This is a genomic window from Dyella monticola (assembly GCF_003363155.1).
GTDB lineage: Bacteria > Pseudomonadota > Gammaproteobacteria > Xanthomonadales > Rhodanobacteraceae > Dyella_B > Dyella_B monticola.
Window position 1 is genome coordinate 48,301 of record NZ_QRBE01000005.1, and the last position, 26,644, is coordinate 74,944.

The following is a 26,644-nucleotide window of genomic DNA, read 5'->3' on the forward strand; positions in this document are numbered from 1 at the left end:
GGGGGTGTTAGCTGCTAGCGTTGGGCTTTCCTGTGTCTGAGGAATGTATCGCCATGTTGAAGACTTCCCGCCTCGTGCTGCCGCTTCTGGCTGCCTTGCTTGCCCCCGCCGCGTTTGCCGACACGCATGGCGCCACCGATCCGCGCATCCAGGCGCTCCTCACCCAGCTTGGCAAAGTGCGTGAGATCAGTGACGTGGCGCTCTCGCCCGATGGCCATCAACTGGCCTGGGTGGTGGAAACCCAGGGCAAGCCCGGCATCGTGCTGGCCGACGCCGATGGCAAGCATGCGCGTAGCGTGGGCCTGGCGACCAAACCGGGCGTGTGCGGCGAAAGCGGCATCGCCTGGTCGCCGGACTCGCGGCATCTGGCGTTTCTTTCCAACTGCGCAAGCACCCACGCAGGGATGGGCGGCAGCAAGCAGCCGGAACTTTATGTACTGGATACGCAATCGCAGGAACGGCCCTCCCATCTGGCCGACCTCAACGGTTATGCACACGCGCTGAGCTGGTCGCCCGACGGCAAGACACTGGCGTTCCTCTACGTCGAAGGCGCCACGCGACGCGCCAGCGCCGTGGCCGCGGCGAAGCCCGCGGTCGGCGAGATCGGCGTGGAAGGCATCGAAGTGCAACGTGTCGCGACGGTTTCCTCGCAAGGCGGCTCGCTGCAGCAGGTCACGCCCGCCAACAGCTACGTCTATGAATTCACCTGGTCGCCCGATAGCGCGCGCGTGGCGTATGTCGCCGCCCCGGCACCGGGCGACAACAACTGGTGGATCGCGCAGCTTTATGTGCAGAGCGCGAAGGCCGATGCACCGCGCGTGGCGGTGGTCGATCCCAATACAGTGCACGGCTCCTTGCACGGCTTGCAGATCGCGCTACCGCGTTGGTCGCCGGACGGCTCGCGCATTGCGTTCATCGGCGGCTTGATGAGCGATCAGGGTTCGACCGGTGGCGATATCTACAGCGTTTCCACGCAGGGCGGCGCACCGGTCGATTTGACGCCGGGCATTCACGTGACCCCTTCGTGGTTTACCTGGACCACGCCGCAGTCCTTGCTGGTCGACCAGATCGACAACGGTCACGCGCAACTGGCCGACTATGCCGTGCAGGCCGATCGCGCGCAGCAGCAGCGCGTGCTGTTCACAGCGCCCGGTTACATCGGCTCCGGTGGCGCGATTCTCGCGTTGTCGTTCTCCGCCGACTATAAGCAGATCGCGTTTGCGCAATCGTCGTTCGAACTGGCTCCGGAGGTGTATGCCGGACCGGTGGGCAATGCGATGCCTGCAGCCGTCACGAATATCAATGCGGATCTGAAGCCGAGCTGGGGCAAGGCCGAGTCGATCGAATGGGATAACGAAGGCTTTCACATGCAGGGCTGGCTGCTGTATCCGGCCAACTACGATCCGAGCAAGCGCTACCCGATGATCGTCAACGTCCACGGCGGCCCATCGGCTGCCGTACTGCCGCATTGGCCGGCGGTGGGTTATGGCGCGGCGCCGTTCTCCGCGCTGGGCTACTTCGTCTTGATGACCAACCCGCGCGGCAGTTTCGGCGAGGGCGAAGCGTTTGTGCAGGCCAACCGCAAGGATTTCGGCTACGGCGATCTGCGCGACACGCTCGCCGGCGTGGACGCGGTAGAGAAAAAACTGCCGGTGGACGATCACCGCCTGGGCCTTACCGGCTGGAGCTACGGCGGTTTCATGAGTATGTTCGCGCCCACGCAAACGCAACGCTTCCGTGCGGTGGTCGCGGGCGCGGGCATCGCCAACTGGCAGAGTTATTACGGCCAGAATCTGATCGACAAGTGGATGATTCCGTTCTTCGGCGCTTCCGTGTATGACGATCCGGCGGTGTACGCAAAGAGCTCGGCGATCAACTTCATCAAGAAGGTGAAGACACCCACGTTGATCGTGGTGGGCGAGCGCGACGCGGAGTGTCCGTCCCCGCAGTCGTTCGAATACTGGCATGCGTTGCGCACGCTCGGCGTACCCACCTCGCTGGTGGTGTATCCGAACGAGGGGCACCACTTCTACAACCCGGTCAATCAGCGCGACGTGCTGCAGCGTGCGTTGAACTGGTTCGAGAAATACCTGCCGCCGGGGAAGTAAGACGATGTGCACCCTCTCCAAAAGGAGAGGGTGCACGCTCAAAACAGTTCGCCCTGCGGCGAGACCGCGCGTGGCGGCACGAAGCGTGACGTATTCAATTGCAATTCGCGCGCACGGCCGAAGTGATGCCGCCGGCAGGCAATCTCAAAACGACGCTGCAGCAATTGTGCAAAAACCCCGTGGCCGCGCATGCGTGTGGCGAAGTTGCTGTCGTAATCCTTGCCGCCATTGATCTGTTGCACCAGGCTCATCACATGCTCCGCGCGCTGCGGCGCATGCAGCGCCAGCCATTCGCGAAACAATGCCTTCAGTTCGTAAGGCAGACGCAGCACGGTGTAGCCGGCGCAGCTCGCACCCGCATCGGCGGCCTGCTCGAGCACGGCTTCCATGTCGCTATCGTTCAATGCTGGAATGATGGGCGCCACCAATACGCCTACGGGCACACCGGCGTCTGCCAGCGTGTGAATCGCTTTTAATCGCCGATGGGGCGCTGTCGCGCGCGGTTCGAGCTTCGCCGCCAGATGATTGTCGAGCGAGTTGACGGAGACGAATACCTGTACAAGCTGTTCGCGCGCCATGGGTACGAGGATGTCCAGATCGCGTTCGACCAAGGCATTCTTGGTAACGATGGTGCACGGGTGATGGCATTGGGCCAGCACTTCCAGTGCGGCGCGCGTGATGCGCCACTTTTTCTCGATCGGCTGATAAGGATCCGTGTTGCTGCCAATGTTGATCGGGCTGACGATATAACCTGGCTTGGCCAATTCCGCACGCAGCACGTCCGGCAGATTGCTCTTGGCACGCAACTTGGTTTCGAAATCGAGCCCCGGCGACAGATTCAAGTAGCTGTGGCTGGGGCGCGCAAAGCAATAGATGCATCCGTGTTCGCACCCGCGATAGGGGTTCATGGCCAGCGAGAAGGCGATATCGGGCGAATCGTTGCGCGTGATCACACTGCGCGCGATTTCTTCGGTCACTTCCGTGCGCGGACGTGGTTGCGCTTCGTCCAGCACGTCCTGTTGCCAGCCGTCGTCTTCGGCGTGATGACGGATGCTCTCGAAACGCCCTTCCGGATTGGACGCCGCGCCGCGGCCTTTGAATGCGTGAGGAAGATCAGCCATCGGTCGATGATGCGCTATAGGCATCTCATCCGGCGCGACACTCACGGTTGTGATGCGTCTTTGAGTTGTTGCGCGAGCCAGGCGCCCATGCTCGCCATGGGATAGTTCTGTTCGAGTTGGCGGTGCATTTCTTCGAAGACCGGTGGCGAGATGCTCCAGCCCAGCGGTAATGGATAGTTCCCGGCACACAGACGCATGTGCCATAGCACATCGCCGCGCTCGGGGTTGGCCACGTTGACATGTAGCGACGCCAGCAATTGGGAACGCGCGAGTTCGCCGCGCGCATCGCGCGTGTCGAGCAGCGCAACCACCGGCGCGGTCGCTTCGCCATAACTGTGTAGCTCGGTGGGACTGCGCGCACGCGGACAGGCAGCTGAGTAGAACGGCAGCGGGTGCGCGGGATCATGCGCATCAACGAAATCGCGCAGGCTGGGATCGTTGCTGATATGCAGCACGATGAAACGCAAGGGCTGGCCTTGCGATGTCGCGATTGCGTGCACGCGATGCATCAGTTCGCGCAGTGTGGTGGTACCGGAGTTCTCGAAGTAGCCGCCATCCACCAATTGCAGTGTCGACGGCGAAAGCGAGGCATCAGTATCTGCTGTTTGTAACGTGCCCGCCGGGCTCAGGTAGGTGAAGCGCGCGCTGTTGAGCACCACTTCACTCAGCGGCACACGTGGGTCGAGCCAGCGTGATCCATCGTACGCCGTGGTCCACGGATTATCGGCGAACGGACGGAAGGGATGCTGGATGAAGCGCCAGCCTTGTCCCACCGTCGTGCTGTTGAAAAATAGCGCCGGCACGCGAGTGCTTGCATGGTTGCTGTTGCTTTCGTAGAGCGCGGCGAAGGGTTGCGCGAATGCGTCCACCCCTTGTGCTTGCGCGGCTTGTTCCCACGCACGCGTGAGTGCGCGACCGCGATCGTCGAGGAGTGCCCCGGGCAACCAGCGCTGCGTGAAGTCGATGAACCATGCATTGGCCATCACCGGTGCAAGAAAATCGTGATCGAGGATGCGTTCGCTGCGCGTTTGCGCCGAAAGCCCGGTATGCGGCGCGACCTGCAAGGAAGTTACATACGTCGCCAGGCCGAGGCTGCCACCGGATACGCCGCTGGCGCCAAACAGGTAGCGCTCGAACATGGGTTCGCCATCGGTGGGTGGTAGCGTTTGATCGATCAGCGCTGTGAATCGGCTCAGCACCATGGCTGTCCACGCTGCGCTGCGCAGGCCGCCGCCTTCGGTGGAAACGACGATCACCGGACACATACGTTGCCGGTTACAACGGCTCTGTAGCCACGCTTGGGCATACGCGTCGAAATCGGGACGATAGTCTGCCGGTGGCGGCTTGGGACGCTGATGCGTGCTCATCGATGGGTACTGCCGTACGCGATGGTTGTCGTTTAAATGCAGTGCGTGCAAGGCCACCGCTAGGAGCACCATGAGGGTCAGCAGAGGTATCCCGCGCCGGTCTGCGAGCATGCACAGAAAGCCACCGCTCATGCAGAAGAAGCTTCCGCTTATCAGCAGTACTGCCAACGACCCCATACCATCGAACTGACGGGGTTGAACCGCCACCAGCACGGTGATGAGCACATTGAGCATCAATACGGCGAGGAACACGCTCAGCGGCACCGTGCCCAAGCTGGTGATCGACGTCACGCGCGGTGTGATGGCCCTCTCCGCGCGCGCGGCGACGGCGCGCAACCATCGCTCTCGCCCGATGAAGAACACGATCATCGCGGCTGCCACAAGCAGCAACCCCGCAGCGCGCACGTCGCGTCGATCGCATTGGGCCTGCGTGCTGCAGACGGCGTGCGGCATGCCGCGCAGTGCCATGAGGTACCCGAACACCACGAGCAGGGGCACGAGGATGCCCAGTATCCGCGGTATCCAGTGCCGCAGCCCAGCTGCGCGCGGGTCTTCCAGGGCGGGCCAGCGCGGGTAGGTCAGCCGATAGGCGTTGTGCGTGGTGTACCAGATGGCGAGGCCTGCCAGCGCGCTGGTGGCCAGCAGGAAGACATAGCGAGTGCTGCTGGGATCGGCCCACATCGCGATCAGGAACAACTCTGTCGCCTGGTTCACGTTGGCGATCACCAGCGTGGCAAGGGTCAGCACCAGCAGGCAAACGCGAATCGGCTTGCAGTGATCGAGGACGATCACCACCCAGTCGATCACGTTCCACAGGATGCGTTGCACCCGTTGGCGCACAGAAGAGGAAGGGTGTTGCTCAACCATCGCGTCCCTGGACCCAGCATGATGCTGTGCATAGTACGAATATGGCGTGTGTCGGGCCGGTGGACGTCGTCTCACCCTGGCGACGAGCAGGGCGTTATGATCCTTTTTCCTCACGATAGGGCGAGGGCGCAAGCATGCGCTGGGTATTGCTGGTGGCAACGCTGCTGTCATGGGTACTGTGCTTCACGCGCCAGGGGGCCGGCGCGATGGCGATCTGGCTGTTTGCAGGCATCGTAGGCGCGATGGGCACGGTACTGGCGTTTGTGCAGGCGCGCATCGACGCCCATGCGCAACCGGAAATCATGCTTGAGCCATTCGAACGTCGTGCGGATCATGACCCGGCGCCGCGGCCATGATTGCTGCACTGCACCTTTGGCGGTTTAGCCGCCTGAACGCTACACTCGGGCGCTCGACGCGCTGCGATGGCGTCAAACGGTCATCCACTGCATGCGCTCCCGGTGGGCCGGCGAGCAGGAGTCAATCATGTCAAAGGTCTATCCGGTCGATCCCGCTTTCGCCGCCAAGGCGCTCCTTCGCAAAGCGGACTACGAGCGCCTTTATGCCGAATCGGTGAAGGATCCCGAAGGCTTCTGGGGTCGCATCGGCGAACGGCTGGATTGGGCCAGGAAGCCCACGCGGGTCCGCGATGTCTCCTTCGATCCGAAGGACCTGCATATCCGCTGGTATGACGACGGCCAGCTCAACGTGTCCGCCAATTGCCTGGATCGGCACCTGGCCTCGCGCGGTGACAAGACGGCCATTATTTTCGAAGGCGATGACCCGTCCGAGTCACGGCACATCAGCTATCGGGAGCTACACGCCGAGGTGTGCAAGTTCGCCAATACGCTCAAGCATCTGGGCGTTACCAAGGGTGACCGTGTCGCGATCTATATGCCAATGATTCCCGAAGCGGCGGTCGCGATGTTGGCGTGCGCGCGCATCGGTGCGATTCATTCGGTGGTCTTCGGCGGCTTTTCGCCTGACTCGCTGGCCGGTCGCATTGCTGACTCCGCCGCCAAGCTGGTGGTGACGGCGGATGAAGGCGTGCGCGGCGGCAAGAAGATTCCGCTCAAGGCGAATGTCGATGCGGCGCTGGAGCGCCCGGGCACGAACAGCGTTGAAACCGTGATCGTGGTGAAGCGCACGGGTGCGGCGGTGCCGATGCAGTCGCCACGCGACCGTTATTACCACGTATTGATGGACGGCCAGTCGGCCGACTGTCCGGCTGAACCGGTGGAAGCGGAGCATCCGCTGTTCATCCTTTATACCTCCGGGTCAACCGGCAAGCCCAAGGGCGTGCTGCATACCTCCGGCGGTTATCTGGTGTACGCGAGTTTTACGCATGAGCTGGTGTTTGACCTGCGCGAGGACGACATCTACTGGTGCACCGCTGACGTGGGTTGGGTCACCGGACACAGCTACGTGGTGTACGGCCCGCTTGCCAACGGCGCGACCACGGTGATGTTCGACGGTGTGCCCAATTACCCGGATTTCGGCCGTTTCTGGCAGGTGGTGGACAAGCACAACGTGTCGTTGTTCTATACCGCGCCCACGGCGATCCGCGCACTCATGCGCGAAGGCGAGGCACCGGTGAAGAAGTGGTCGCGCGCGAGCTTGCGTTTGCTTGGCTCGGTGGGCGAACCGATCAACCCTGAAGCATGGGAGTGGTATCACCGCGTGGTCGGCAACGAACGTTGCCCGATTGTGGATACGTGGTGGCAGACCGAAACCGGCGGCATCATGATCACGCCGCTGGCCGGTGCGATCGACACCAAGCCTGGCTCGGCCACGCTGCCGTTCTTCGGCATCAAGCCGGCGGTGGTGGATGCGGCGGGTGCTGTGCTGGAAGGCGCAGCGGAAGGCAATCTGTTGATCACCGATTCCTGGCCGGGCCAGATGCGCACGGTGTACGGCGATCATGAGCGTTTCATCGATACGTATTTCAAGGCGTATCCCGGCAACTACTTCACGGGCGATGGCGTGCGTCGCGATGAAGACGGTTATTACTGGATTACCGGTCGCGTCGATGATGTGATCAATGTATCAGGTCATCGCATCGGCACGGCCGAAGTGGAGAGTGCGCTGGTGGCGCATCCGAAGGTGGCCGAGGCGGCAGTGGTAGGTTGCCCGCATGAGATCAAGGGTCAGGGTATCTACGCTTATGTCACCCTGGTAGCTGGCGAGCAGGGCAGCGATGACTTGCGCAAGGAGCTGGTTGCCTGGGTGCGCAAGGAGATCGGCCCGATCGCCACACCCGATTACATCCAGTGGGCGCCCGGGCTGCCCAAGACGCGGTCGGGCAAGATCATGCGGCGCATTCTGCGCAAGATCGGCGAGAACCAGCCCGATCAGTTGGGCGACATCTCCACCTTGGCCGATCCGGCCGTTGTGAAGAACCTGGTGGACGAGCGTCTGATTCGCTGAGTTCCAAGCTGACCGTCGCTGCTTGGCGTTGACGGGCTGCATCGTGCGCTTGTCTCCCGCAATGACGATCCGGCAGCATGCGCGCATGCAAACGATCGAGTGCCAGGATGTCGCCGGGATTGCCGCCGGGCTAAGCGAAGCCACCATCCACGTATGGCGGCTTCGTTATGAGCGCGTGCAGCGCAGAGGGCCGTTGCGCGCATTGCTGGCCCTGTATCTGGGTGCGCCAGCGGAATCCATCATCTTTGTCGAGAACGAACACGGGCGGCCTGAACTGGCGACGCCGTGGCGCGGGCAGCTTCAATTCAATTGGTCGCACAGTGGTGACGCTGCGCTTGTCACCATCGCGCGTCGCCTCGCTCCAGGTGTCGACATCGAGCGCGTTCGGGCTCGTCCCCGCGCCATGCACGTGGCCGAGCGTTTCTTTCACTCCCACGAAACCGCAGCACTGGCGGCCCTGGAACCGTCGCGTCGTGACCAGGCCTTTCTTCAACTTTGGACAGGCAAAGAGGCCGTGCTTAAAGCGATGGGTCGCGGCATTGCCTTTGGCCTGGATCGATTGTGTCTGGCTGTGGCTCCGGCCGCGCCGCGCGTGCTGTGGCTGGATGGCGATGACGCTACGCAGTGGCAGCTTCATGCGCTATCACTCGACGCCGATCACCTCGCCAGCGTGGCGTGGCGCGGGCCGGCATTGAGCGTGGCTGCGTGGACACTTGCCGACAGCACCTGAACGGAGCACTGTGTCCGGCCCATGATGTGTTTCTGTCATCCATGACCCTGCTCAGCGTCAATCTCAACAAGATCGCCGTGCTGCGCAATTCGCGCGGTGGCGACGAACCCGAAATCACCCGTGCCGCAATCACCTGCATCGAAACCGGCTGCGGCGGCATTACCGTGCACCCGCGTCCGGATCTGCGGCATGTGCGACCCGATGACGTGCGCACGTTGGCCACCCTGCTGCGCGGACGCGTGGAATACAACATTGAAGGCAATCCTTTTGCAGCGCCGCGCGGTGCCTATCCAGGGCTGATCGCACTCGCTCGCGAAGTGCGCCCCACGCAAGTGACGCTGGTGCCGGACAGCGATGGGCAGATCACCTCCGATCACGGTTTCGACCTGGAGCGCGATGCGGCGCGTCTGCGACCGATCATCGACGAACTGCGCGAGTTAGGTTGCCGCGTAAGCCTGTTTGTCGATCCGGGCGCCAAGGGTTTCGAGCACGGCGTGGCCATGGGTGCGGAACGTATCGAGATTTATACCGGTCCTTACGCGCATGCCTTTGCCGAAGGTGACGCGAAAGAGCAGCTGGCGCTCTGTGCCGATACTGCGCGACGCGCTCAACAGGCTGGCTTGGCCGTGAACGCGGGGCATGATCTGAGTCAGGCCAATCTCGGCACGCTGCGTGCGGCGATTCCTGGTCTTGCCGAAGTCTCCATCGGGCATGCATTGATCGGTGAGGCGCTTTACGAAGGCCTTGCGACTACCGTGCGCAATTATCTTCAGATTTTGCGCTGACGTGGCAGCCGTCTAGACGTCTAAACCGAGATGCGCAGAAACAGAAACCCCCGCATGCGCGGGGGTTCTGTGGGTAACGCTTGGCTGCGCGATTGAACTGTTCCGATTCAACCGCCGCTGTTACTGTCCGTTGCTATCGGTGAAGCCGATCTTGTTCAAGCCGTAGCTCTTCGCATCAGCCAGCACGCGCGCGACGACCTGATAAGACACCTGGTCGGCCGCGTCGATCTGCACTTCCGGCTGGTCCGCCTCGCTCTTGGTCGCAATGACCGCGATCTGCGTTTTCAACTGCGCCTCGTCCACCGGGGTGTCGTTCCAGTAGAACGCGCCCGTCTGGTCGATCTTCAGGTGAATCGGTTCCGGCGGGTTGCTCGGCGGAATGATGTTCGGATTCGGCTGCGGCAGATCGATCTTGATCTTATGGGTCAAGATCGGTGCCGTAATCATGAAGATGATCAACAACACCAACATCACGTCGACCAGCGGCGTGACGTTGATATCCGCCATGGGGCCTTTGCCACTTCCAGTACTAAATGCCATGGCACATCACTCCTTGCCGGTCGTCATAAAGCCGACATGGACCATTCCGGAATCCTTGGCATCAGCAAGGATTTTGCGGACGACCTTGAACTCGGTGTCCTTCGCTGCACGAATCTGCAGCTCAGGCTGTGGCGACTTCTGCGCCAAAGTCAGGAACACCGATTTCAGCTCGACTTCCGTAATCGGATTGGAGCTGTCGTTGATATACATGCTGCCATCATCCTTGACGGCCAGGTCCACCGGCTCGGTCAACGGCGGGGTATCCGTTTGATGCGGATTAGCCGTCGGCAACTTCACCGTGATCCGGTGCGACATCAGCGGTGCTGTGATCATGAAGATGATCAGCAGTACCAGCATCACGTCGACGAGCGGCGTGACGTTGATTTCCGACATCGGCGAGCCGGACTCGTTTCCGGAGCTCATCGCCATGGGTCAATACCTCACTTCTGAACTTGAGCGACACCTTCGACGCGTGCACCGGTAGCGAAGAAGTCGTGCAGGTCATGCGCGAATTCGTCGAAGCGGGCATACGTGAGGCGGTTGGAGCGGGTAAAGAAGTTGTAGGCAAGCACCGCCGGGATAGCGGTGAACAGACCGAACGCGGTCATGATCAGCGCTTCACCCACCGGGCCGGCCACCGCTTCCATCGAAGCATTACCGGAAGCCGCGATGCGGATCAGGGCGTGATAAATGCCCCACACCGTACCGAGCAGACCGATGAACGGTGCGGAAGAACCGACCGTGGCCAGCAGGGTCATGCCGCCTTCCAGACGCAGGCTCTCGCGAGCAACGGCCTGGCGCAGAGCGCGGTCGATGAATTCCGAACGGCTGAGCGATTCGGCAAGACGGCCACCGGCGGCCGAAGCCTGCTGATGGTGAGCCACTGCAGAAGCCGCATCGAGCGCGATCTTCGAGAAGGGTTCGCCCTTGGGCTGGGCTTCCAGCTCACGGATCGCGTCCTGGGTCGAGTTGTTCGACCAGAACCCGTTGATCACGCTGTCGGCGCGACCGCGGACCATCGCATTACGGATTGCGTTGGCGATGATGAAGTACCACGAGGAGAACGACATCACCACAAGCACAATGAAGACGATCCAACCAAGCGGATCGAAGTTGTGGATGAGGTCACCGAAGCCCATTTGCTGCATGGCTTGGGCGTTGGCATTGCCACCTAGAGCCGGAGGAGTCTGTTGGAACATAAACGCTACCCTTGGAAGTCAGGCGAGAACTTAACTGTAATAGGTATTACAGCTGATTGAGATTGAAGTTGACGGGTACGCGTACGTAACCTTCAACCTTTTTACCGTTTTTCATTTCAGCATTGAAGCGCCATTTCTGGGCCGCCTCAATCGCCGCGCGATCCAGCTCGCGGAAACCACTGGACTGTTCAACCTTGATGTCCTTCGGCGTGCCATCCACGGCCACCAGAATCAACAGCGTTACGGTGCCTTCGTGCCGTTGGCGAATAGCCTGCGGCGGATACTTGGGCTGCATGCGGCTGTTGTAGCTGATGTCCTGGCTTGCCGTGATATCCGCAGGCGGAGCCGGTGGTGCCGGTGGTGCTGGCGGCGGCGACGGTGCTGGATTGGTCGACTGTTCTTCCACGGCCGGCGGCGGTGCGGGCGGCGGCGGCGTCGGCGGCGGGATCACCTGTCGGATGATCTTCGGCGGCGGCTGCTTCGGCGGCTCCGGCGGCGGCGGCGGTGGAGGAGGCGGTGGCGGTGGCGGCTCGATGAAGTTCACCTGCACAATCTTTTCTTTCTGAACTTCCGCCGTTTTGGGCGGCGCCGCGGGCGCGACCAGTATCAGGAACGCGTATGCATGTAGCGCAATGGCTACCGCCAGCGCCCATGTGCGCCCCCAACTGAACGGCTTGACGCCGGTATCTTGGTTACTTGAGGCCATCTGTCGCTTTCAATCAGGAGCTAGTCAATCGGAATCGTGGTCGCAGCATCCATCGGCAAAGTCCGCTCCCAAAGTAGGGTGACATTTGCCACTGGACAACGCGGGAAAAGTCCAACGGTACAACAGCGCATGGCTTTTGTATAGCTTTTGTGTAGGCCGAAGATGACAATCTTTGGACGTCCATCCGGCCAGCTAAACAGTCTGCCACGTAGCTTTGAATCAACTACCAATGTTGGCGTCTTTCAGCCATTTCTTGGCTTGTGCAGCGGTTTCTGGATCCTTCTCAGCTTCCAGCACTGCCTGCGCCGCAGCGGCTTTGTCCTTTAGTCCAACGTTCGCCTGCGCCAGCGCCATGTAGGCCCTGCCCTTATGCTTGACGCCCTTGCTGATGGCTTGCTGCAGAAGCGGCTTGGCGGCGCTGAATTGGTTTTGGGTGACGAGCGCGAGACCTGCTTTGTAGGCGGGCTCACCATCGGTGGCCAACGGAATCGCCTTCTTGTACGCCGCAGCAGCCGCATCGCCGTTGCCGCCAATCATGTTCGCATCACCAAGCAATACGTAGTTGTCCGCGCTCGGCTTGACGACACCTTTGGTCATGCCTTCTTCAAGCGTCTGCACGGCTTTGTCCGAGTCGGGACCCGGATCGGAAGTGCTCGGGTCCTGCGCCTTATTCATGTACAACTTCGTCATCGTGACGTAGTCGTTTTCTGTCGTGAGTAGGCCTTTGGACTTGCCTTCTTCCATCAGCTTGATGGCGTCATCGTACTTCTGCAATTGGATGTCCAGACTCAGCGCGTTGTGGAAGCTGGTCGCATCCGTCGGCTCCGCGCTCACTTGCTGGCTGGCCAGTGCAGCGGCTTTGTCTTTCTGACCGGACTCGTTGTAGTCGACGATGAGCAACTGCGTCCACCGCGGATCAGGTTTGTTCGTCATCGACTGCGCCTGTTTGATCGCATCGATGGACTCAGGGTATTTCTGCATGTGGTAGTACGCCTCGCCTTCCACCGCATGCGATTCGGCGCTGTCGCTCTTACCGTCGGCGCGCCATTTTTCGATGGTATCGATGCATTGCTGGAACTGCTGGTTGGCGAGGTAGAACTTGGCCAGCTCGTATTGAAGCTGGAAATACGCATCGTTGGGCATCACGCCGTTATCCAGCGAACGCTTGAGCAGATCGATCGCACCAGGCAGATCGTTGTTCAATGCGTGCACACGAGCCAGACCTTGCAACGCCATCGCTTGGGCGTACTTGCTCTTGCTGTTGTCGGCGAGCGGCTGCAGCAATTGCTGCGCCAGATCCTTGTTGTTGGCCTGCGCAGCGTCGAGACCCTTGTTGAGGGAATCCGCTTCCTTCTTGTCGGTCAGATCCAGCTTGGGTGCTTGACGGGTCGCATTGGGATAGAGCGGGGCCGTTTTTTGCTGATCGCTCGACGAGTTGTCGCTTGCTAGCGCCGGAGTGCTTGCCAACATCAACGCAAACGCGGCGCCGGCCAGCATCTTCAGGGAAGCGTGTTTCATAACGTTCCTCAAACGGGAGATCGATTTCACGCACGAAGTGTGCGGGGGATCACTGAGATTAACCTGACAATGCTACCGATAACAAGCTGCAATGCCGCATTAAAGTTTGTTGCAAATCAAACAGTTATGACATTATCGCCATACGCCTGCGCATTTAGGGCAGAAAATTGCCTCATTGCTCGGCGCGAGCATCAGGTCCATGCCGTGACGGACGTGTGTATGCCTGTTCTTTTGTATTAATGCGTTAGTACAATCTGCGCATGACCCTGCACTGCTAAGGCGCAGTGCAGGGTGAAGATTAGATGTCGAGGTTGGCCACCTTCAGTGCATTGGCTTCGATGAAGTCGCGACGAGGCTCGACCGCCTCGCCCATCAGCATCGAGAACATCTGATCGGCGGCGATGGCGTCTTCAACGCCAACCTGCAGCATGCGGCGTGTTTCCGGATTGACGGTGGTCTCCCACAACTGCTCCGGATTCATTTCACCCAGACCTTTGAAACGCTGGATGGAGCGACCTTTCTTGGCCTCGTCCAGCAACCAGGTGCGCACGTCGGCGAAACGCAGCACGCCGCGTGAGGCGTTGCCCCGTCGCACGACGGCGTCGGGATGGATGAGTCCGGCCAGTTGCTGGCTCAAGGTCAGGATCGGACGGAATTCCGACCCCGTGAAGAAGGGCTGCGGCAGTAACCATGTGTGGCTGAGGCCATGCTGTTCACGCACCACTTCGATCGCGGCGGGTTGCTCCCCGTGTGCGGGGCGGAACGACAGGCGATAGCGCGGCTTGCCCAGGCCACTGGAGGCGAGGTTGCGCGTCAAGCCATCGAGCCAGCTCCGCATGGTTGCGGCATCGTCCCAATGCTTGGGCTCAATCGCCGCGTGCTCGAGCATGGCCGAAAGCACATTGGCATCGAAACGGTGGCCAAGGCGCTCGATCTGATCCAGTGCCGTCTGGTAATCGCGCAACAATTTCTCCAGCGCTTCGCCACTGATGGGTGGTGCATCCGGGATGTAAGCGAGTTCTGCGTTATCGACGGCGCTGGAAATCAGGTAGGCATTGAGCGCCGCGTCGTCTTTCAGATACAGCTCCTGCTTGCCCTGTTTGAGTTTGTACAAGGGCGGCAAGCCGATGTAGACGTGGCCGCGTTCGATCAGGTCGGGCATCTGACGGTAGAAGAACGTCAGCAGCAGGGTGCGGATATGCGACCCGTCCACATCCGCGTCGGTCATGATGATGATGCGGTGATAGCGCAGCTTGTCCGGGTTGTAATCCTCTTTGCCAATGCCCGTGCCCAGCGCGGTGATCAGCGTGCCGACTTCGGCGGAGGAAAGCATTTTGTCGAAGCGTGCTTTTTCGACATTGAGGATTTTGCCTTTTAACGGCAATACGGCCTGCGTCTTGCGGTTGCGGCCCTGCTTGGCCGAGCCGCCGGCGGAGTCACCCTCCACCAGAAACAGTTCGCACAACGAGGGGTCTTTTTCCTGGCAATCGGCGAGCTTGCCGGGAAGCCCAGCGATATCCAGCGCACCTTTGCGGCGTGTCATTTCACGCGCTTTGCGGGCGGCTTCGCGAGCGCGTGCCGCATCCACCACCTTGACGGCGATGGCCTTGGCTTCGTTGGGATGCTCAAGCAGAAATTCGCCGAGCTTCTCGTAAACCACCTGCTCCACCACGGTTTTCACCTCGGACGAAACCAGCTTGTCCTTGGTCTGGGAGGAGAACTTCGGATCCGGAACCTTTACCGACAGGACCGCGATCATGCCCTCGCGCATATCGTCGCCAGACAGCGTGACCTTGGCGTTCTTGGCGAGGCCTTCCTTCTCGATGTAGGCCTGGATCGCGCGCGTCAGCGCGGAGCGAAAGCCCGTGAGGTGGGTGCCGCCGTCACGCTGCGGAATGTTATTGGTGAAGCAGAACATCGTCTCCTGGTAGGAATCTGTCCACTGCATCGCCAAATCGACCGTAATGCCATCCTGCTGTGCTTCGAGGCTGATCACGTTGGGGTGCAACGCGGTCTTGAGCTGCGCGAGATGTTGCACGAAGGATCGGATGCCGCCCTCGTACGCGAAGGTGTCGTGGCGCCCTTCCCCGCGCTCATCGCGAAGGTCGATGGTGACGCCGGAGTTGAGGAACGCCAGTTCGCGCAGGCGTTTGGCCAGGATTTCGTAGTGGAACTCGATATTGGAGAAGGTCTGCGGGCTAGGCACGAAGCGCACGGTGGTGCCACGCTTTTCTGAGGGACCGACTTGCTTCACCGGATAAAGCGGCTCGCCCAGGCTGTATTCCTGGTGATATTCGTGGCCGTCGCGATAGATGGTCAGCCAGAGGTGCTCGCTGAGTGCATTCACCACCGACACGCCCACGCCATGCAACCCACCGGAAACCTTGTACGAGTTCGCGTCGAATTTGCCGCCGGCGTGAAGCACCGTCATCACCACCTCGGCCGTCGAGCGCCCTTCTTCCGGATGCGTATCGACCGGGATGCCACGCCCATTGTCCTGCACGCTCACGGAGCCATCGTCATGGATGGTCACGATGACGTGGTCGCAAAAGCCAGCCAAGGCTTCATCGATGGAGTTGTCGACGACTTCGAACACCATGTGGTGGAGGCCGGTGCCATCATCGGTGTCGCCGATGTACATGCCAGGGCGCTTGCGCACCGCTTCCAAGCCTTTGAGTACTTTGATGCTGTTCGAATCGTAGGATGCGTTCATGCAGTAACCATGTTCCGACGCCAGTAATCCGCCCGGTATGGCGCCATGGAGACCGGGCTAGATACAACCTTGCAATTATAGCAGGGGCGCCAAATAACCTTGTTCCACGTGGAACATTTTCACCGAAACCGACCCCAGCACGCCCGGTGGCTCAGTTCCGGAGATAAGGATCTGAGCCGAAGCGCCCTGCAAGCTCTGTACGACCGCCGCCTGATGGGCCTGATCAAGCTCTGAAGCCAGGTCGTCGAGGCAAACCACAGGCCACTCCCCTCGCCGCTCTGCGTCCAACCAAGCCTGGGCCAGCACGCAGATCAAAGCTACGAGCTTCTCCTGACCCCTCGAAAGGTGCTCACGCTGTGGCGCGTGCTCGAACGAAAGCGACCAGTCAGCCCGGTGCACGCCTGACGTCGTGTGGCCTCTACTTTGATCTCGGGAACGCTGAGCCACCAGGACCGTGGCAAGCTGCTCGTCCTCAGGCCAACCAGGCCGGTAGCGCAGTTGGACCGCGCCAAGCTCCGGCAGGAGCAGCGCCGCCTGCTTGCGTAAGAATGGCAACAGCGCATCGAGATAAGACCGCCGCCATTGATCGATGAACTCGCCCGCTCGGGCAAGCTCGCTTTCCCATGGGCTCAACAACCGGTCATCCAAGGTGGAACCCGAGCGCAGCAGGCTGTTCCTCTGTTTGAGGGCACGCTGATAGCGGCGCCAAGTGGGCAGAAACTCATGTTCCACGTGGAACACACCCCAATCGAGGAATCGGCGCCGTTCTTCGGCCCCGCCAGCGATCAACGCGTGAGAACCCGGCTCAAAGCAGACGACGGCGCATTCCCGGATCAAATCCCCGATCGCGACGTGCTCCCCATCCAGCCGTGCTTCCCAGCGCGCTCCCTCGCGGCCCAAACCCAGCCGGTGAACCGTCCCGTCGTCGTGCACCACGGTTGAAAAAATACTCAAGCCGGCGGCGCCGCGCTGGATCAACACATCCCTTGCGCCAGCCCGAAACGAGCGACCGTGCGAAAGCAAAAACGCCGCTTCCAGCACCGACGTCTTGCCAGCCCCGTTTGCGCCCACTAGCACATTGAAGCCAGGGTCCAAATCCAGTGTCAGATCGCCGATGCAACGCAAACCCTGCAAATGAAGACGCTGCAATCTCATGGGTTACGCTCGCCCACACAACAACGCCGAAGCTTGAGGCTTCGGCGTCGATAAAGGGGAGCACAGCCCGATAGCGGATAGCAAAACGTCACAACCGCAGCGGCATGATCACATGCCTGGATTGCTCGTTATCGTCTTCCTGCACCAGGCAGCTCGATTGCGCGTCGCGGAGGCTCAGTCGGGCCTTCTCACCGCGCAGTGCGCCAAGCGCATCGAGCAAGTAGCCCACATTAAAGCCCACCGTTAGATCGGAAACCACGGTCTCGGCCTCGACCTCTTCCACCGCCTCTTCCTGCTCTGGGTTATGCGCAACGATGCGCAATTTGCCCGAGGAAAATTCCAGCTTCACGCCGCGATACTTTTCGTTGGAAAGAATGGCGGCGCGTTGCAACGCGCCACGCAGCACTTCGCGATCCAACGTCGCTTTCTTATCCGCACCAAGGGGAATAACTGCTTCGTAATCCGGAAAACGACCATCGATCAGCTTCGATGTAAACACGACTTCACCGCGGCGGACGCGAAGATGATTACGACCAAACTCCAGGTCCACCGATCCATCGCCTGACTCAAGCAAACCGACCAACTCGTTCACGCCCTTACGCGGAATGATGATCTGCCTTCTCGCCGAAACCTTGCTTTCCAGATGCGTTTCCTTCAACGCCAGACGATGGCCATCGGTCGCCACGCAGCGTAATGCATGCTCCTGCAGGTCCAGCAGCATGCCATTGAGGTAATAGCGCACGTCCTGGTTGGCCATCGCGAATGACGTACGTTCCATCAGATCGCGCAGCACTTCTTCCGGCAGGCTCACCCGCTCAACCAACTCGATTTCGTCGATGGTCGGAAACTCGGTGGCCGGCAATGTGGCGAGCGTGAAACGGCTACGTCCCGCATTGAGGGCAACGCGATCGCCGTTCTGCTTCAGTTCGATACGCGCTCCATCGGGAAGCGCGCGGACGATATCGAAAAGCTTCCTTGCAGGAATGGTCGTTTCGCCATCCACCAGCTTCTCTGCCTCGGTGGAGGCAATCATCTCCACTTCCAGATCGGTGCCAGTGAAGGAAAGCTTTCCCCCGCTGACTTTAACCAGAAGATTGGCCAGTACCGGCAACGTCTGACGACGTTCCACGACGCCCACAACTTGCTGCAAGGGTTTAAGCAGCGCTTCTCGTTGGATGCTGAATTGCATGTCAGTGCTTTCCCTATTCTGCAGTTCTGGTTTTTAAAAGAAGAGTTGTGGTGGCAGTAGGGCCGGTGGATAACTTGAAAACACCAAATTATCCTTTAATAACAAGCGGTTAGGAAAAATCCCCTTGTGCCTTGAACGCTTCGCGGCCTGTGTAACGTCAGTGGATAACTTTGGCGGCTCAAAGCGTCCTCATATTATCCACAGGATACCGACCCGGTTTTCAAGCGCTTATTCAACAAAGCCGCTCAACCGGTCAAGGAACGAATCAATTGCTCCCAATCCTGCCGCATGCGCGTGTCCGATTCGCACAATTTGCGGATGGTCCGGCAAGCGTGCAGCACGGTGGTGTGATCGCGACCGCCGAAGGCCTCGCCGATCTCCGGCAGGCTGTGTTCGGTCAGTTCCTTGGAAAGCGCCATCGCTATCTGTCGCGGCCGCGCGAGTGAACGCACGCGACGTTTGGAAAGCAGATCCTGCAGGCGCACGCTGAAATAGTCCGCGACGATCTTTTGAATGTTCGGCACGGTTACCGCTTGCGCGTGCGTGGCGAGCAGGTCGCGCAATGTTTCTTCCGCGAAATCCGTGGTAATCGGACGTCCGTAAAAATTGGCGCGTGCAGCCAGCGTATTGAGCGCACCTTCCAGATCGCGCACGTTGGAGCGGATACGCTTGGCCAACAACATCGCCACCTCTTCGCTCACCAACACCGCTTTGTCGTGCGCTTTGGATAGCAAGATGGCGGCGCGCGTTTCGAAATCCGGCGGCTCGATCGCCACCGACAGGCCCCAGCCAAGACGCGATTTCAAGCGCGGCTCAAGCTTGTCCACCTCTTTGGGGTAGCGATCGCAGGTAAGAATGATCTGCTGCTTGGATTCGAACAACGCGTTGAAGGTATGGAAAAACTCCTCCTGCGTAGTGTCCTTGCCCGCAAAGAACTGGATGTCATCGATCAACAGCGCATCCACCGAACGGAAGCGGCGCTTGAATTCATCCATGCTCTTGGTACGCAAGGCCTCGATCATCGAGCCGACGAACTGCTCCGAGCGCAGATAGAGCACCTTGAAGCCGGGATTGTGCTCGCGCATCAAGTTGCCGGCGGCGTGCATCAGATGCGTTTTGCCCAAGCCGGTGCCACCGTACAAAAGCAGCGGGTTGTAAGCGCGGCCCGGGTTCTGCGCCACCTGCATCGCGGCGGCCTTGCCCAGCTGGTTGGACTTGCCTTCGACAAAGGTCTCGAAGGTGTAATGCGGGTCCAGGTTATGAGTGAAATGTACCGGCGCCGCCTCGGCCACTGCAGGCGCGGCGGCGGCCCTGGTCCCCAGCGGCGGGCGCCCGTTGACCTGCGGCGCGGCACTGGAACCCACCTCCAGCCGAACCGGGATGCTATGACCGGTCAACAAAGTGAGCACGGCCTCGATCTGCGGCAGGTAACGGTCGCGAACAACGTCCAACGTGTAAGGATTGGGCGCGAAAAGCTGCAATCCGTGGGCATCGTCGCGCGCCTGCAGGGGCATCAGCCACGTGTGCAGGTCCTCGGCGCTCAATTCACCTTCAAGACGCTCCAGACAGCGCCGCCACAGATCACTCATGAATACTTTCAGCCACAGCAGATGCGCTTGCGCGCGGGGTGGACCGGGAAGTCTAGCAGCACTCCCGGGGCAACTATCCACATGGATATCCACAACCTGCTGCCGTGGCCCTATTTGACAGAACCCGCCCCGACTCCGCATACTCCGCGATCTTTTTCACCCACTTATTTAGGAGGAAGCCATGAAGCGGACCTTCCAGCCCAGCAAGCTCAAGCGCGCCCGCACGCACGGCTTTCGTGCTCGCATGGCCACGGCCGATGGTCGCAAGGTGCTCAACGCACGTCGCGCCAAGGGCCGTAAGCGCCTGATCCCGTAAGCCCCGCAATGGCCACCGCCGGCCTGCCGCGCGAGTCGCGGATTCGTCGCGCCGGTGACTTTGCCATCTTGCGTCAAGCCAGCGGTCGCCTCGGCGGCCGCTGTTTTTCTGTGCGCTATCGCCAGAACGAGGTGGGGCACGCCCGTCTGGGCCTGGCCATTTCCAAGCGGGTCTCCAAACGTGCCGTGGACCGTAACCGCATCAAGCGCCTGGTACGCGAATCGTTCCGGCGCGCGGGCGCCAAACTTCCCCCGATTGACCTGATGGTGATGGCGCGCGAACAGGCCTGCTCGGTGCCCGGCGCAGACCTCCTGGCCGAACTCGATGCGCTGTGGCGCAAATTGCCGCCGTTGAAGCGAGAAGGCGACACCTCCACAATGGCGTGTTGACCTCCCTCTTTCCGCCCACCTTGGCCCGCCATGGCAGGGCCTTTTCCCGGATCGCTACGCGATGAACCAAACGCGCACCTTCCTCCTGTTCGCCCTCCTCGCGGTGGCTTACCTGTTGTGGACGCAATGGGAACAGGATTACGGCCCTCACCCGGTCGCCCCCACCACCACATCGACCAGCACCGAGGCGAGTAACGGCGCAGCGGGCAACGCGCCGGCGATTACAAGCGGCAATGGCGGCCCGTCCGGCCCCGCGCAGCTCGTCACGGTCACCACCGATGTGCTGCGCCTGACCATCGATACGCGCGGCGGCAGCATCGTGCGCGCCGAGTTGCTCAATTACCCGGTCGCGCCGCGCACCAAGAAAGATCCCAACCCCGCGCCGATACGTCTGCTCGACGACAGCAGCACCGACTACTACGCAGCGCAGAGCGGATTGGTGAGCGCCGACAGTGCCGCGCCCGATCACCTCGCGATGTTCCAGGCCGCGCAGACCAGCTACACGCTGACCTCCGGCCAGGATGCGCTGAACGTCGACCTCACCTGGACCGATGCATCCGGCATCAAGGTGGTCAAGCGCTACACCGTGCACCGCGGCAGTTATGTGGTGGATCTCGATCAGCAGATCGACAACGGCAGCGGCAAAACCTGGGACGGCAACGCCTATCGCCAGCTTCTGCGGGCCGATCGTCCGGCGCCGGTCTACACCAATTTCCTGCAGCGCATTTCCGACCAGTCGCGCTACGGTTTCTTCGGCGCGGCGTGGTACAGCCCCGAGCAGAAATTCAACAAGCTGGCGTTCGACAAATTCGCCAAGGAACCGCTGCAACATCCCGTCACCGGTGGCTGGGTGGCGATGATGCAGAACTACTTCCTCGGCGCGTGGATTCCGCCGGCGAATGAAGCCGATACGTTCTCCAGCGCGGTCGTGGATGAACAACACGCCGGGCCGCGCTATGCCATCCGCAGCGTGGGCCCGCAGATCAGCATCGCGCCGGGCCAGCACGCCAACGCGTCCGCGCAGCTCTACCTCGGCCCCAAGCTGCCGAACGTGATGCAAAGCGTGGCGCCTGGTCTGGATCTCACCGTCGACTACGGCATGCTGAAGATCTTCGCCGAACCGCTGCACTGGATCCTGGCGCAGCTGGACAAGCTCACCGGCAACTGGGGCGTGTCGATCATCCTGCTGGTGCTGCTCATCAACCTGGCCACCTTCAAGTTCACCAATGCGCAGTTCGCATCGGCCAACAAGATGCGCAAGCTCAAGCCGCGCATCGACGCGCTCAAAGAGCGCTATGGCGACGACCGCCAGAAAGTGCAGCAGGCCATGATGGAGCTGTACAAGAAGGAAAAGGTGAACCCCGCCGCCGGCTGCCTGCCGCTGGTGATCACCATCCCGATCTTCTACGGCCTGTATTACGTGCTGCGCGATAGCGTGGAACTGCGTCAGGCACCGTTCTTCGGCTGGATACACGACCTCTCCGCCGCCGATCCGTACTTCGTGCTGCCGGTGCTCTACACCGTCGTCATGCTGGTGCAGCAGTGGGTGATGCCGGTGCAGCCTGGCATGGATCCCACGCAGCAGAAAATGATGAAGTTCATGCCGCTGATGTTCGCGGTGATCTTCCTGTTCTTCCCGTCGGGCCTGGTGCTCTACTACGTCGTCAACGGCTTGTGCCGCCTGCTGCAACAGTATTGGATGATGCGCCGTAGCGAAGCGGCCGCGGCGAAAGCCACCGCCTGATATCCCGCGCGGGCGGCCCGGTGCCGCCCGCTGCGGTTATGCTGATACGCATGACCGCAGCCACGTCCTCCAGCGACACCATTGCCGCCATCGCCAGCGCATCCGGCGCAGCAGGCATTGGTGTCGTGCGCGTATCCGGGCCACGCGTGCCGCAGATCGCGCACGCGCTGCTCGGCCGCACACCCGCACCACGGCACGCGCATTTCACCGCTTTTTGCAGCGCCGAGGGTGAGCTGATCGATCGCGGCCTGCTGCTGTACTTTCCCGCGCCCGCCTCCTACACCGGCGAACACACACTCGAACTGCAAGGCCACGGCAGCCAGGCGCTGCTCGACGCATTGCTTCGCCGCATGTGCGAGCTCGGCGCACGCCTCGCGCGTCCGGGCGAATTCACCGAACGCGCATTTCTCAACGGCAAACTCGATCTTGCACAAGCAGAAGCCGTCGCCGACCTCATCGCCGCACGTTCACAAGCTGGCGCGCGCGCCGCACTGCAATCGATGGAAGGCGTGTTTTCCCGCAAGGTCGATGCACTACTGCAAGCGCTGATTGCCTTGCGCGTGCACATCGAGGCAGCGATCGATTTCCCCGAAGAAGAGATCGATTTTCTTGCCGATCCCGCCATCGCGCATCAACTACAAACAGTGCGCGCGGCGCTTGCCGATCTATTGCGCGAAGCGCAACGAGGCGTTCGTCTCAATGACGGTTTGCGTGTCGCCATCATTGGCCGGCCCAACGTGGGCAAATCCAGCTTGCTCAATGCACTTGCCGGCAGCGAGCGCGCCATCGTCACCAATATCGCCGGCACCACGCGTGACGTATTGCGCGAAAGCATCAGCTTGGACGGAGTAACACTGGAACTGGCCGATACGGCCGGCCTGCGCGAAACGCATGATCCGGTGGAACGAGAAGGCGTAAGACGGGCGCACAGCGAGCGCGCACGCGCGGATGTCGTGTTGCTTGTTACCGACGTGCCGCATGCCAGCGACGACCTTGCGTGGCTGCACGATCTTCCCGTCACCATCGAACGCATCGTCATCGTCAACAAGATCGATCTGCACGACGCCGCCGCACGCATCGAACACCACGACGGTGCATCGTGGCTTTGGCTTTCGGTGAAAACAGGGCATGGACTGGACGCACTGCGCGAACGCCTCAAGCAGCTGGCCGGCGTCGGCAGCGGCGAAGGCGCGTTCAGCGCGCGACGCCGGCACGTATTGGCCTTGGAACGCGTGGCCGATCACCTGGATCGCGCAGCCCATGTGCTCACTGCCACACGCGCCGGCGAACTGGCTGCCGAAGAACTTCGCCACGCGCAGCATGCACTCGGCGAAATCACTGGCACTTACAGCAGTGACGACCTGCTCGGCGCGATTTTCAGTTCGTTCTGCATCGGCAAGTAGAGATTGGTCCAATGAATTCCAAAGCCATCTGCATATCTTAATAAAACTATATAAATCAAATTATTAAGATATTTTCTGTCCATGGACGTCCACGGCTGTCCACTGGCTTCGCTGGAAAAGTGGGCTCACCATCGGGCACACTGGCTTAAGTGGGCCCACCAAGCGAGGCAGGCATGTCATTAGGAGCAGATTCAACGCATGAAGCAGACCCCGATGGCCGTGTAACCTCAGCCAAGAAAAAGTCCAAAAAATTGAATGTCGCGTTATTGGAACGGCAAGACGGACGAAGATGAGAAGCTACTTGTGATGCAGCGATACTTGTGCCTCGGCCACAATTTTCTATGAGCGCATCGGACTGAATCAGAGCATACAAACTAGAGATATAAGCTGGGCCGTCACTCGTCGTCGTTCACGCTAAGGTAGTCGTAGTTCCATCTAAGTGTTCGCTTAGCGTGATACAGAGAAAAATCTCTTTCTGTCGTCGGCACACAGGATTTTATAATGACGCTGCCAACACTTTTATCCCAACTGCTAAGCTCGAAAAGTGCCTTGATCTTGTCGGCAAGCTTTGTTGCTTCACCAATTTGTTGCTGTGCCGACTGGCCCTTCTTGCTATGCGAAACCACAGCTATTCCTAAGCTATATGGCTCCTCGGGCTTTAGTTCAATGCTTTCCTTCCCCTCAAGGGTCAGATAGATCCCTTCTATCGGATTGCCCAACTCGGTTATCACCGAAAGCAGTGCATTAGAAAGCCTCCTGTCCTTCTTTACTTTATCGGCATGCTTATTGTCGGTCTTATCCGGGGAAATGGTATGGGCGGCCTTCAGGCGCTGCTCGAAGCTATCCGGAAGAGCAGATCTTGAATAACGCGATGCTAACCAACGACTAAACGTGCGCAGGTTTTGGTCGCTTAAAATATGCTTTGGTGCATGATCTAAAAGATCTTCTTTCTTGACTACAATCTTTTGGGTTTGGTCCAAGCTAAGGGCAAGCAGCGCACTATCGATCTCTTGTTCAATGTGCAAAATTCGGGCGTGTTGTCCCGACACATGTTTCCCAGACGTCCTCCCAGTTGTCAGCTTAATGCACTTGATGAGTTCTACGAATTGAGCGCCTTCTGCTGCCGTCTGCAAATCACAATCATGTGTTGCGACAAAGAGCAACGCATCAGTTTCATCTGAATTTACCCACCCTTTCTCAAGCGCAAGACCGGGTTCGACAAGCGAACCCTGCCTCCAAGGATGAAGTTTTCGAGGTGCTTCCGTGCTCACACGAAACTATCCAGAGGATCCTCCGGGAGCAAGTCATCCAACGAGTTCAAGGACTTCTTGCGCTGCTCGCTTTCGAGTGCCGCCTTCACCACCAAGTCGACAACACTTTGTGGGTTGGCACCTGCACTAATCATTTGCCAGAAAGTCTCGTCGGAAGGCCCGACTGGATAATCCAGATATATTGGCACCAAGTAGCCAAGGCTATCACTCAAACTTTTGGCAGCGACCATAAGCTGACCAATCTTTTGCTTATTTTCTTGCAGGGGTGCTTTCTTTCCACTCTGCCACGAATGCAAAGCTTGTCTTGAAACGCCAAAGGCAGCAGCCAATTGTTCAGTCGTCGCATGCAAGGAAGACCGAAGCGCCACTATATGTGAACCCCAAGACGGTTCGCTCAGTATCGGGGGGTGAACGACCTGAGATAACTGAGATGCTGTAGCGTTAACGTTGGTCGTGGCAGGAGCAAATACCGCGCTTGCAGTCCGCCGATCATCTAAGTCATAAGACGCACCCCACCGTCCGCTAGTTATTGCGGAGTGCGGGAGGATCAGAAACATTACTGCTGTCGCAGTATTTAAGCCCACTGTCTTAGGGCTTCCTGAGTCACTATATGTTTGAAACATTGCGAGAGATCTCCTTTCACACTTATAAGATATCGACCAACAGCGTCCATGTTTAAGGGCTCGCGTTTTTCATGCCCAGCGTCACTATCTATGACTGCGTGAGCACTTTTGATTCCCTTGTGGCGTGGAAGCAATTCCATGCCAAGAGGGATAAAGTCTGGAGGGAAGCCAATTTCTCCGGGCCTTCGTACGCACCTAAGAACCACTTTGTTATCGGCTGCAGTAATGAAAACATGCTCTGCCGATTGCTGCTCAAGTTGCCAATTTCGCTCTTGAGCCCAAGAATCCAGCCCGAGTAAAGATGGGGGCAAATAGTCGGCCAAAGTCTTGCCGGCTTTTTGATCAGGAACGATAGCGTCCAGCATCCGCATGCTCACCGATTCCATGTAATCCAAAGATACTTCGGCGTGCAGTTCGGCCAAAGCTGCCATGAAGCGTTCTTGGAAGGTCGAGTATTCCGGGTAGTTTGTTGTCTGGATCCAGAAGCGATCATTCTGGATCACGACCGCCCAATCTCTTGCAACATTGAGACAAGTTAACTGTCTTGGCGAAGGCAGCTCAATATTTTGGGCGTTGACCACTACCGAAATACTGGACTGCATCTCTCGCTGGTCCGGGTAGCCCAACTTCCGGAACCTCTCTTTGATCGCCGTACGCCGTGCATCGTCGTTCAGAGCAGCTATTGGGTTATGCCGAACTTGTGCCGCAGCAAAATATACCGGCGCACGCGTCAGTGGTTGCCCCATGAATAATTCTCCTCGCTCTGGAAGGGCAGTTTACACTTTGGATTACATGGGGCAAGTGAAGACGATCAAAAGGTATACGTTCCGATAGCGATCCAGAGCTCTATCGAAATCCCTACCAGAATGATATTATCAAATTATTAA

Annotated in this window: 23 protein-coding genes; 9 read left to right on the plus strand and 14 right to left on the minus strand. The window is 59.7% G+C overall.

Annotation, left to right across the window (positions count from 1 at the left end; all coding sequences use genetic code 11):
* Positions 1-53: 53 nt before the first annotated feature.
* Positions 54-2,108 (plus strand): S9 family peptidase, encoded by a 2,055-nt coding sequence (locus tag DWU98_RS10165; protein ID WP_115495453.1) that lies wholly within the window; start codon positions 54-56, stop codon positions 2,106-2,108.
* 38 nt (positions 2,109-2,146) lie between these two features.
* On the opposite strand, the gene DWU98_RS10170 is transcribed toward DWU98_RS10165, so the two are convergent.
* Positions 2,147-3,229 (minus strand): PA0069 family radical SAM protein, encoded by a 1,083-nt coding sequence (locus tag DWU98_RS10170; protein ID WP_115495454.1) that lies wholly within the window; start codon positions 3,227-3,229, stop codon positions 2,147-2,149.
* 41 nt (positions 3,230-3,270) lie between these two features.
* Complete coding sequence (locus DWU98_RS10175) at positions 3,271-5,463, minus strand: hypothetical protein (RefSeq protein WP_147293285.1); 2,193 nt, start codon at positions 5,461-5,463, stop codon at positions 3,271-3,273.
* Between the two features lie 134 nt (positions 5,464-5,597).
* Between DWU98_RS10175 and DWU98_RS10180 the strand changes: the two genes are divergently transcribed.
* The 4 genes from DWU98_RS10180 to DWU98_RS10195 all read left to right on the plus strand — a co-directional run bounded on the left by DWU98_RS10180 (position 5,598) and on the right by DWU98_RS10195 (position 9,402).
* A complete protein-coding gene (locus DWU98_RS10180; protein WP_115495456.1) occupies positions 5,598-5,819 on the plus strand; it encodes a hypothetical protein in 222 nt (73 codons plus the stop codon).
* Positions 5,820-5,946: 127 nt separating this feature from the next.
* The gene (gene acs / locus DWU98_RS10185) at positions 5,947-7,887 is read left to right on the plus strand and encodes an acetate--CoA ligase (protein WP_115495457.1); all 1,941 of its coding nucleotides are present in this window, start codon (positions 5,947-5,949) and stop codon (positions 7,885-7,887) included.
* An 85-nt stretch (positions 7,888-7,972) separates the two neighbouring features.
* The gene (locus DWU98_RS10190) at positions 7,973-8,617 is read left to right on the plus strand and encodes a 4'-phosphopantetheinyl transferase family protein (protein WP_115495612.1); all 645 of its coding nucleotides are present in this window, start codon (positions 7,973-7,975) and stop codon (positions 8,615-8,617) included.
* Positions 8,618-8,658: 41 nt separating this feature from the next.
* Positions 8,659-9,402, plus strand: coding sequence for a pyridoxine 5'-phosphate synthase (locus DWU98_RS10195; protein ID WP_115495458.1), 744 nt, complete (start codon positions 8,659-8,661; stop codon positions 9,400-9,402).
* Between the two features lie 120 nt (positions 9,403-9,522).
* Here DWU98_RS10195 and DWU98_RS10200 read toward each other — a convergent pair whose 3' ends face one another.
* From DWU98_RS10200 to dnaA, 9 genes are all read right to left on the minus strand, one after another.
* Positions 9,523-9,942 (minus strand): ExbD/TolR family protein, encoded by a 420-nt coding sequence (locus tag DWU98_RS10200; protein WP_115495459.1) that lies wholly within the window; start codon positions 9,940-9,942, stop codon positions 9,523-9,525.
* A gap of 6 nt (positions 9,943-9,948) precedes the next feature.
* The gene (locus DWU98_RS10205; protein ID WP_115495460.1) at positions 9,949-10,371 is read right to left on the minus strand and encodes an ExbD/TolR family protein; all 423 of its coding nucleotides are present in this window, start codon (positions 10,369-10,371) and stop codon (positions 9,949-9,951) included.
* An 11-nt stretch (positions 10,372-10,382) separates the two neighbouring features.
* Positions 10,383-11,141 carry a MotA/TolQ/ExbB proton channel family protein gene (locus tag DWU98_RS10210; RefSeq protein WP_115495461.1) on the minus strand — a complete coding sequence of 253 codons (759 nt, stop codon included), beginning with the start codon at positions 11,139-11,141 and terminating at the stop codon, positions 10,383-10,385.
* 46 nt (positions 11,142-11,187) lie between these two features.
* Positions 11,188-11,847, minus strand: a complete 660-nt coding sequence (locus DWU98_RS10215; RefSeq protein WP_115495462.1) for an energy transducer TonB — start codon at positions 11,845-11,847, stop codon at positions 11,188-11,190.
* 219 nt (positions 11,848-12,066) lie between these two features.
* Positions 12,067-13,365 carry a tetratricopeptide repeat protein gene (locus DWU98_RS10220; protein WP_196239498.1) on the minus strand — a complete coding sequence of 433 codons (1,299 nt, stop codon included), beginning with the start codon at positions 13,363-13,365 and terminating at the stop codon, positions 12,067-12,069.
* A gap of 298 nt (positions 13,366-13,663) precedes the next feature.
* Positions 13,664-16,078 carry a DNA topoisomerase (ATP-hydrolyzing) subunit B gene (gene gyrB, locus DWU98_RS10225; RefSeq protein ID WP_115495463.1) on the minus strand — a complete coding sequence of 805 codons (2,415 nt, stop codon included), beginning with the start codon at positions 16,076-16,078 and terminating at the stop codon, positions 13,664-13,666.
* Positions 16,079-16,153: 75 nt separating this feature from the next.
* Positions 16,154-17,233, minus strand: a complete 1,080-nt coding sequence (recF, locus tag DWU98_RS10230; protein WP_115495464.1) for a DNA replication/repair protein RecF — start codon at positions 17,231-17,233, stop codon at positions 16,154-16,156.
* 88 nt (positions 17,234-17,321) lie between these two features.
* Entirely contained in the window at positions 17,322-18,422 is a 1,101-nt protein-coding gene (gene dnaN / locus DWU98_RS10235; protein ID WP_115495465.1) for a DNA polymerase III subunit beta, read from the minus strand.
* A 245-nt stretch (positions 18,423-18,667) separates the two neighbouring features.
* Positions 18,668-20,011 (minus strand): chromosomal replication initiator protein DnaA, encoded by a 1,344-nt coding sequence (gene dnaA, locus DWU98_RS10240; protein ID WP_115495466.1) that lies wholly within the window; start codon positions 20,009-20,011, stop codon positions 18,668-18,670.
* 181 nt (positions 20,012-20,192) lie between these two features.
* Between dnaA and rpmH the strand changes: the two genes are divergently transcribed.
* The 4 genes from rpmH to mnmE all read left to right on the plus strand — a co-directional run bounded on the left by rpmH (position 20,193) and on the right by mnmE (position 23,863).
* The gene (gene rpmH, locus DWU98_RS10245; protein ID WP_007510029.1) at positions 20,193-20,327 is read left to right on the plus strand and encodes a 50S ribosomal protein L34; all 135 of its coding nucleotides are present in this window, start codon (positions 20,193-20,195) and stop codon (positions 20,325-20,327) included.
* 8 nt (positions 20,328-20,335) lie between these two features.
* Positions 20,336-20,716: a ribonuclease P protein component gene (gene rnpA, locus DWU98_RS10250; protein WP_115495467.1), complete on the plus strand. Its 381-nt coding sequence runs from the start codon at positions 20,336-20,338 to the stop codon at positions 20,714-20,716.
* A 61-nt stretch (positions 20,717-20,777) separates the two neighbouring features.
* Positions 20,778-22,460: a membrane protein insertase YidC gene (gene yidC, locus DWU98_RS10255; RefSeq protein WP_115495468.1), complete on the plus strand. Its 1,683-nt coding sequence runs from the start codon at positions 20,778-20,780 to the stop codon at positions 22,458-22,460.
* Between the two features lie 50 nt (positions 22,461-22,510).
* Positions 22,511-23,863, plus strand: a complete 1,353-nt coding sequence (gene mnmE, locus DWU98_RS10260) for a tRNA uridine-5-carboxymethylaminomethyl(34) synthesis GTPase MnmE (protein ID WP_115495614.1) — start codon at positions 22,511-22,513, stop codon at positions 23,861-23,863.
* Between the two features lie 395 nt (positions 23,864-24,258).
* On the opposite strand, the gene DWU98_RS10265 is transcribed toward mnmE, so the two are convergent.
* The 3 genes from DWU98_RS10265 to DWU98_RS10275 form a co-directional block, all read right to left on the minus strand.
* On the minus strand, positions 24,259-25,134 hold the full coding sequence (locus tag DWU98_RS10265; RefSeq protein WP_147293286.1) for a hypothetical protein: 876 nt from the start codon (positions 25,132-25,134) through the stop codon (positions 24,259-24,261).
* The gene (locus DWU98_RS10270; RefSeq protein ID WP_147293287.1) at positions 25,131-25,484 is read right to left on the minus strand and encodes a hypothetical protein; all 354 of its coding nucleotides are present in this window, start codon (positions 25,482-25,484) and stop codon (positions 25,131-25,133) included. The genes DWU98_RS10265 and DWU98_RS10270 overlap by 4 nt, the downstream gene beginning before the upstream one ends.
* A gap of 224 nt (positions 25,485-25,708) precedes the next feature.
* Positions 25,709-26,503 carry a TIGR04255 family protein gene (locus DWU98_RS10275; RefSeq protein WP_115495471.1) on the minus strand — a complete coding sequence of 265 codons (795 nt, stop codon included), beginning with the start codon at positions 26,501-26,503 and terminating at the stop codon, positions 25,709-25,711.
* Positions 26,504-26,644: the final 141 nt, after the last annotated feature.

What these genes read in the sequence shown, in the direction of transcription:
- DWU98_RS10170 (WP_115495454.1), bottom strand. Translation starts at nt 3,229, where the DNA reads ATGGCTGATCTTCCTCACGCATTCAAAGGCCGCGGCGCGGCGTCCAAT.
- DWU98_RS10210 (WP_115495461.1), bottom strand. Translation starts at nt 11,141, where the DNA reads ATGTTCCAACAGACTCCTCCGGCTCTAGGTGGCAATGCCAACGCCCAA.
- mnmE (WP_115495614.1), top strand. Translation starts at nt 22,511, where the DNA reads ATGACCGCAGCCACGTCCTCCAGCGACACCATTGCCGCCATCGCCAGC.
- DWU98_RS10205 (WP_115495460.1), bottom strand. Translation starts at nt 10,371, where the DNA reads ATGGCGATGAGCTCCGGAAACGAGTCCGGCTCGCCGATGTCGGAAATC.
- DWU98_RS10190 (WP_115495612.1), top strand. Translation starts at nt 7,973, where the DNA reads ATGCAAACGATCGAGTGCCAGGATGTCGCCGGGATTGCCGCCGGGCTA.
- gyrB (WP_115495463.1), bottom strand. Translation starts at nt 16,078, where the DNA reads ATGAACGCATCCTACGATTCGAACAGCATCAAAGTACTCAAAGGCTTG.
- DWU98_RS10195 (WP_115495458.1), top strand. Translation starts at nt 8,659, where the DNA reads ATGACCCTGCTCAGCGTCAATCTCAACAAGATCGCCGTGCTGCGCAAT.
- DWU98_RS10215 (WP_115495462.1), bottom strand. Translation starts at nt 11,847, where the DNA reads ATGGCCTCAAGTAACCAAGATACCGGCGTCAAGCCGTTCAGTTGGGGG.
- DWU98_RS10275 (WP_115495471.1), bottom strand. Translation starts at nt 26,503, where the DNA reads ATGGGGCAACCACTGACGCGTGCGCCGGTATATTTTGCTGCGGCACAA.
- dnaN (WP_115495465.1), bottom strand. Translation starts at nt 18,422, where the DNA reads ATGCAATTCAGCATCCAACGAGAAGCGCTGCTTAAACCCTTGCAGCAA.
- rpmH (WP_007510029.1), top strand. Translation starts at nt 20,193, where the DNA reads ATGAAGCGGACCTTCCAGCCCAGCAAGCTCAAGCGCGCCCGCACGCAC.
- dnaA (WP_115495466.1), bottom strand. Translation starts at nt 20,011, where the DNA reads ATGAGTGATCTGTGGCGGCGCTGTCTGGAGCGTCTTGAAGGTGAATTG.
- DWU98_RS10220 (WP_196239498.1), bottom strand. Translation starts at nt 13,365, where the DNA reads ATGAAACACGCTTCCCTGAAGATGCTGGCCGGCGCCGCGTTTGCGTTG.
- yidC (WP_115495468.1), top strand. Translation starts at nt 20,778, where the DNA reads ATGAACCAAACGCGCACCTTCCTCCTGTTCGCCCTCCTCGCGGTGGCT.
- DWU98_RS10200 (WP_115495459.1), bottom strand. Translation starts at nt 9,942, where the DNA reads ATGGCATTTAGTACTGGAAGTGGCAAAGGCCCCATGGCGGATATCAAC.
- DWU98_RS10165 (WP_115495453.1), top strand. Translation starts at nt 54, where the DNA reads ATGTTGAAGACTTCCCGCCTCGTGCTGCCGCTTCTGGCTGCCTTGCTT.
- rnpA (WP_115495467.1), top strand. Translation starts at nt 20,336, where the DNA reads ATGGCCACCGCCGGCCTGCCGCGCGAGTCGCGGATTCGTCGCGCCGGT.
- DWU98_RS10175 (WP_147293285.1), bottom strand. Translation starts at nt 5,463, where the DNA reads ATGGTTGAGCAACACCCTTCCTCTTCTGTGCGCCAACGGGTGCAACGC.
- DWU98_RS10180 (WP_115495456.1), top strand. Translation starts at nt 5,598, where the DNA reads ATGCGCTGGGTATTGCTGGTGGCAACGCTGCTGTCATGGGTACTGTGC.
- acs (WP_115495457.1), top strand. Translation starts at nt 5,947, where the DNA reads ATGTCAAAGGTCTATCCGGTCGATCCCGCTTTCGCCGCCAAGGCGCTC.
- recF (WP_115495464.1), bottom strand. Translation starts at nt 17,233, where the DNA reads ATGAGATTGCAGCGTCTTCATTTGCAGGGTTTGCGTTGCATCGGCGAT.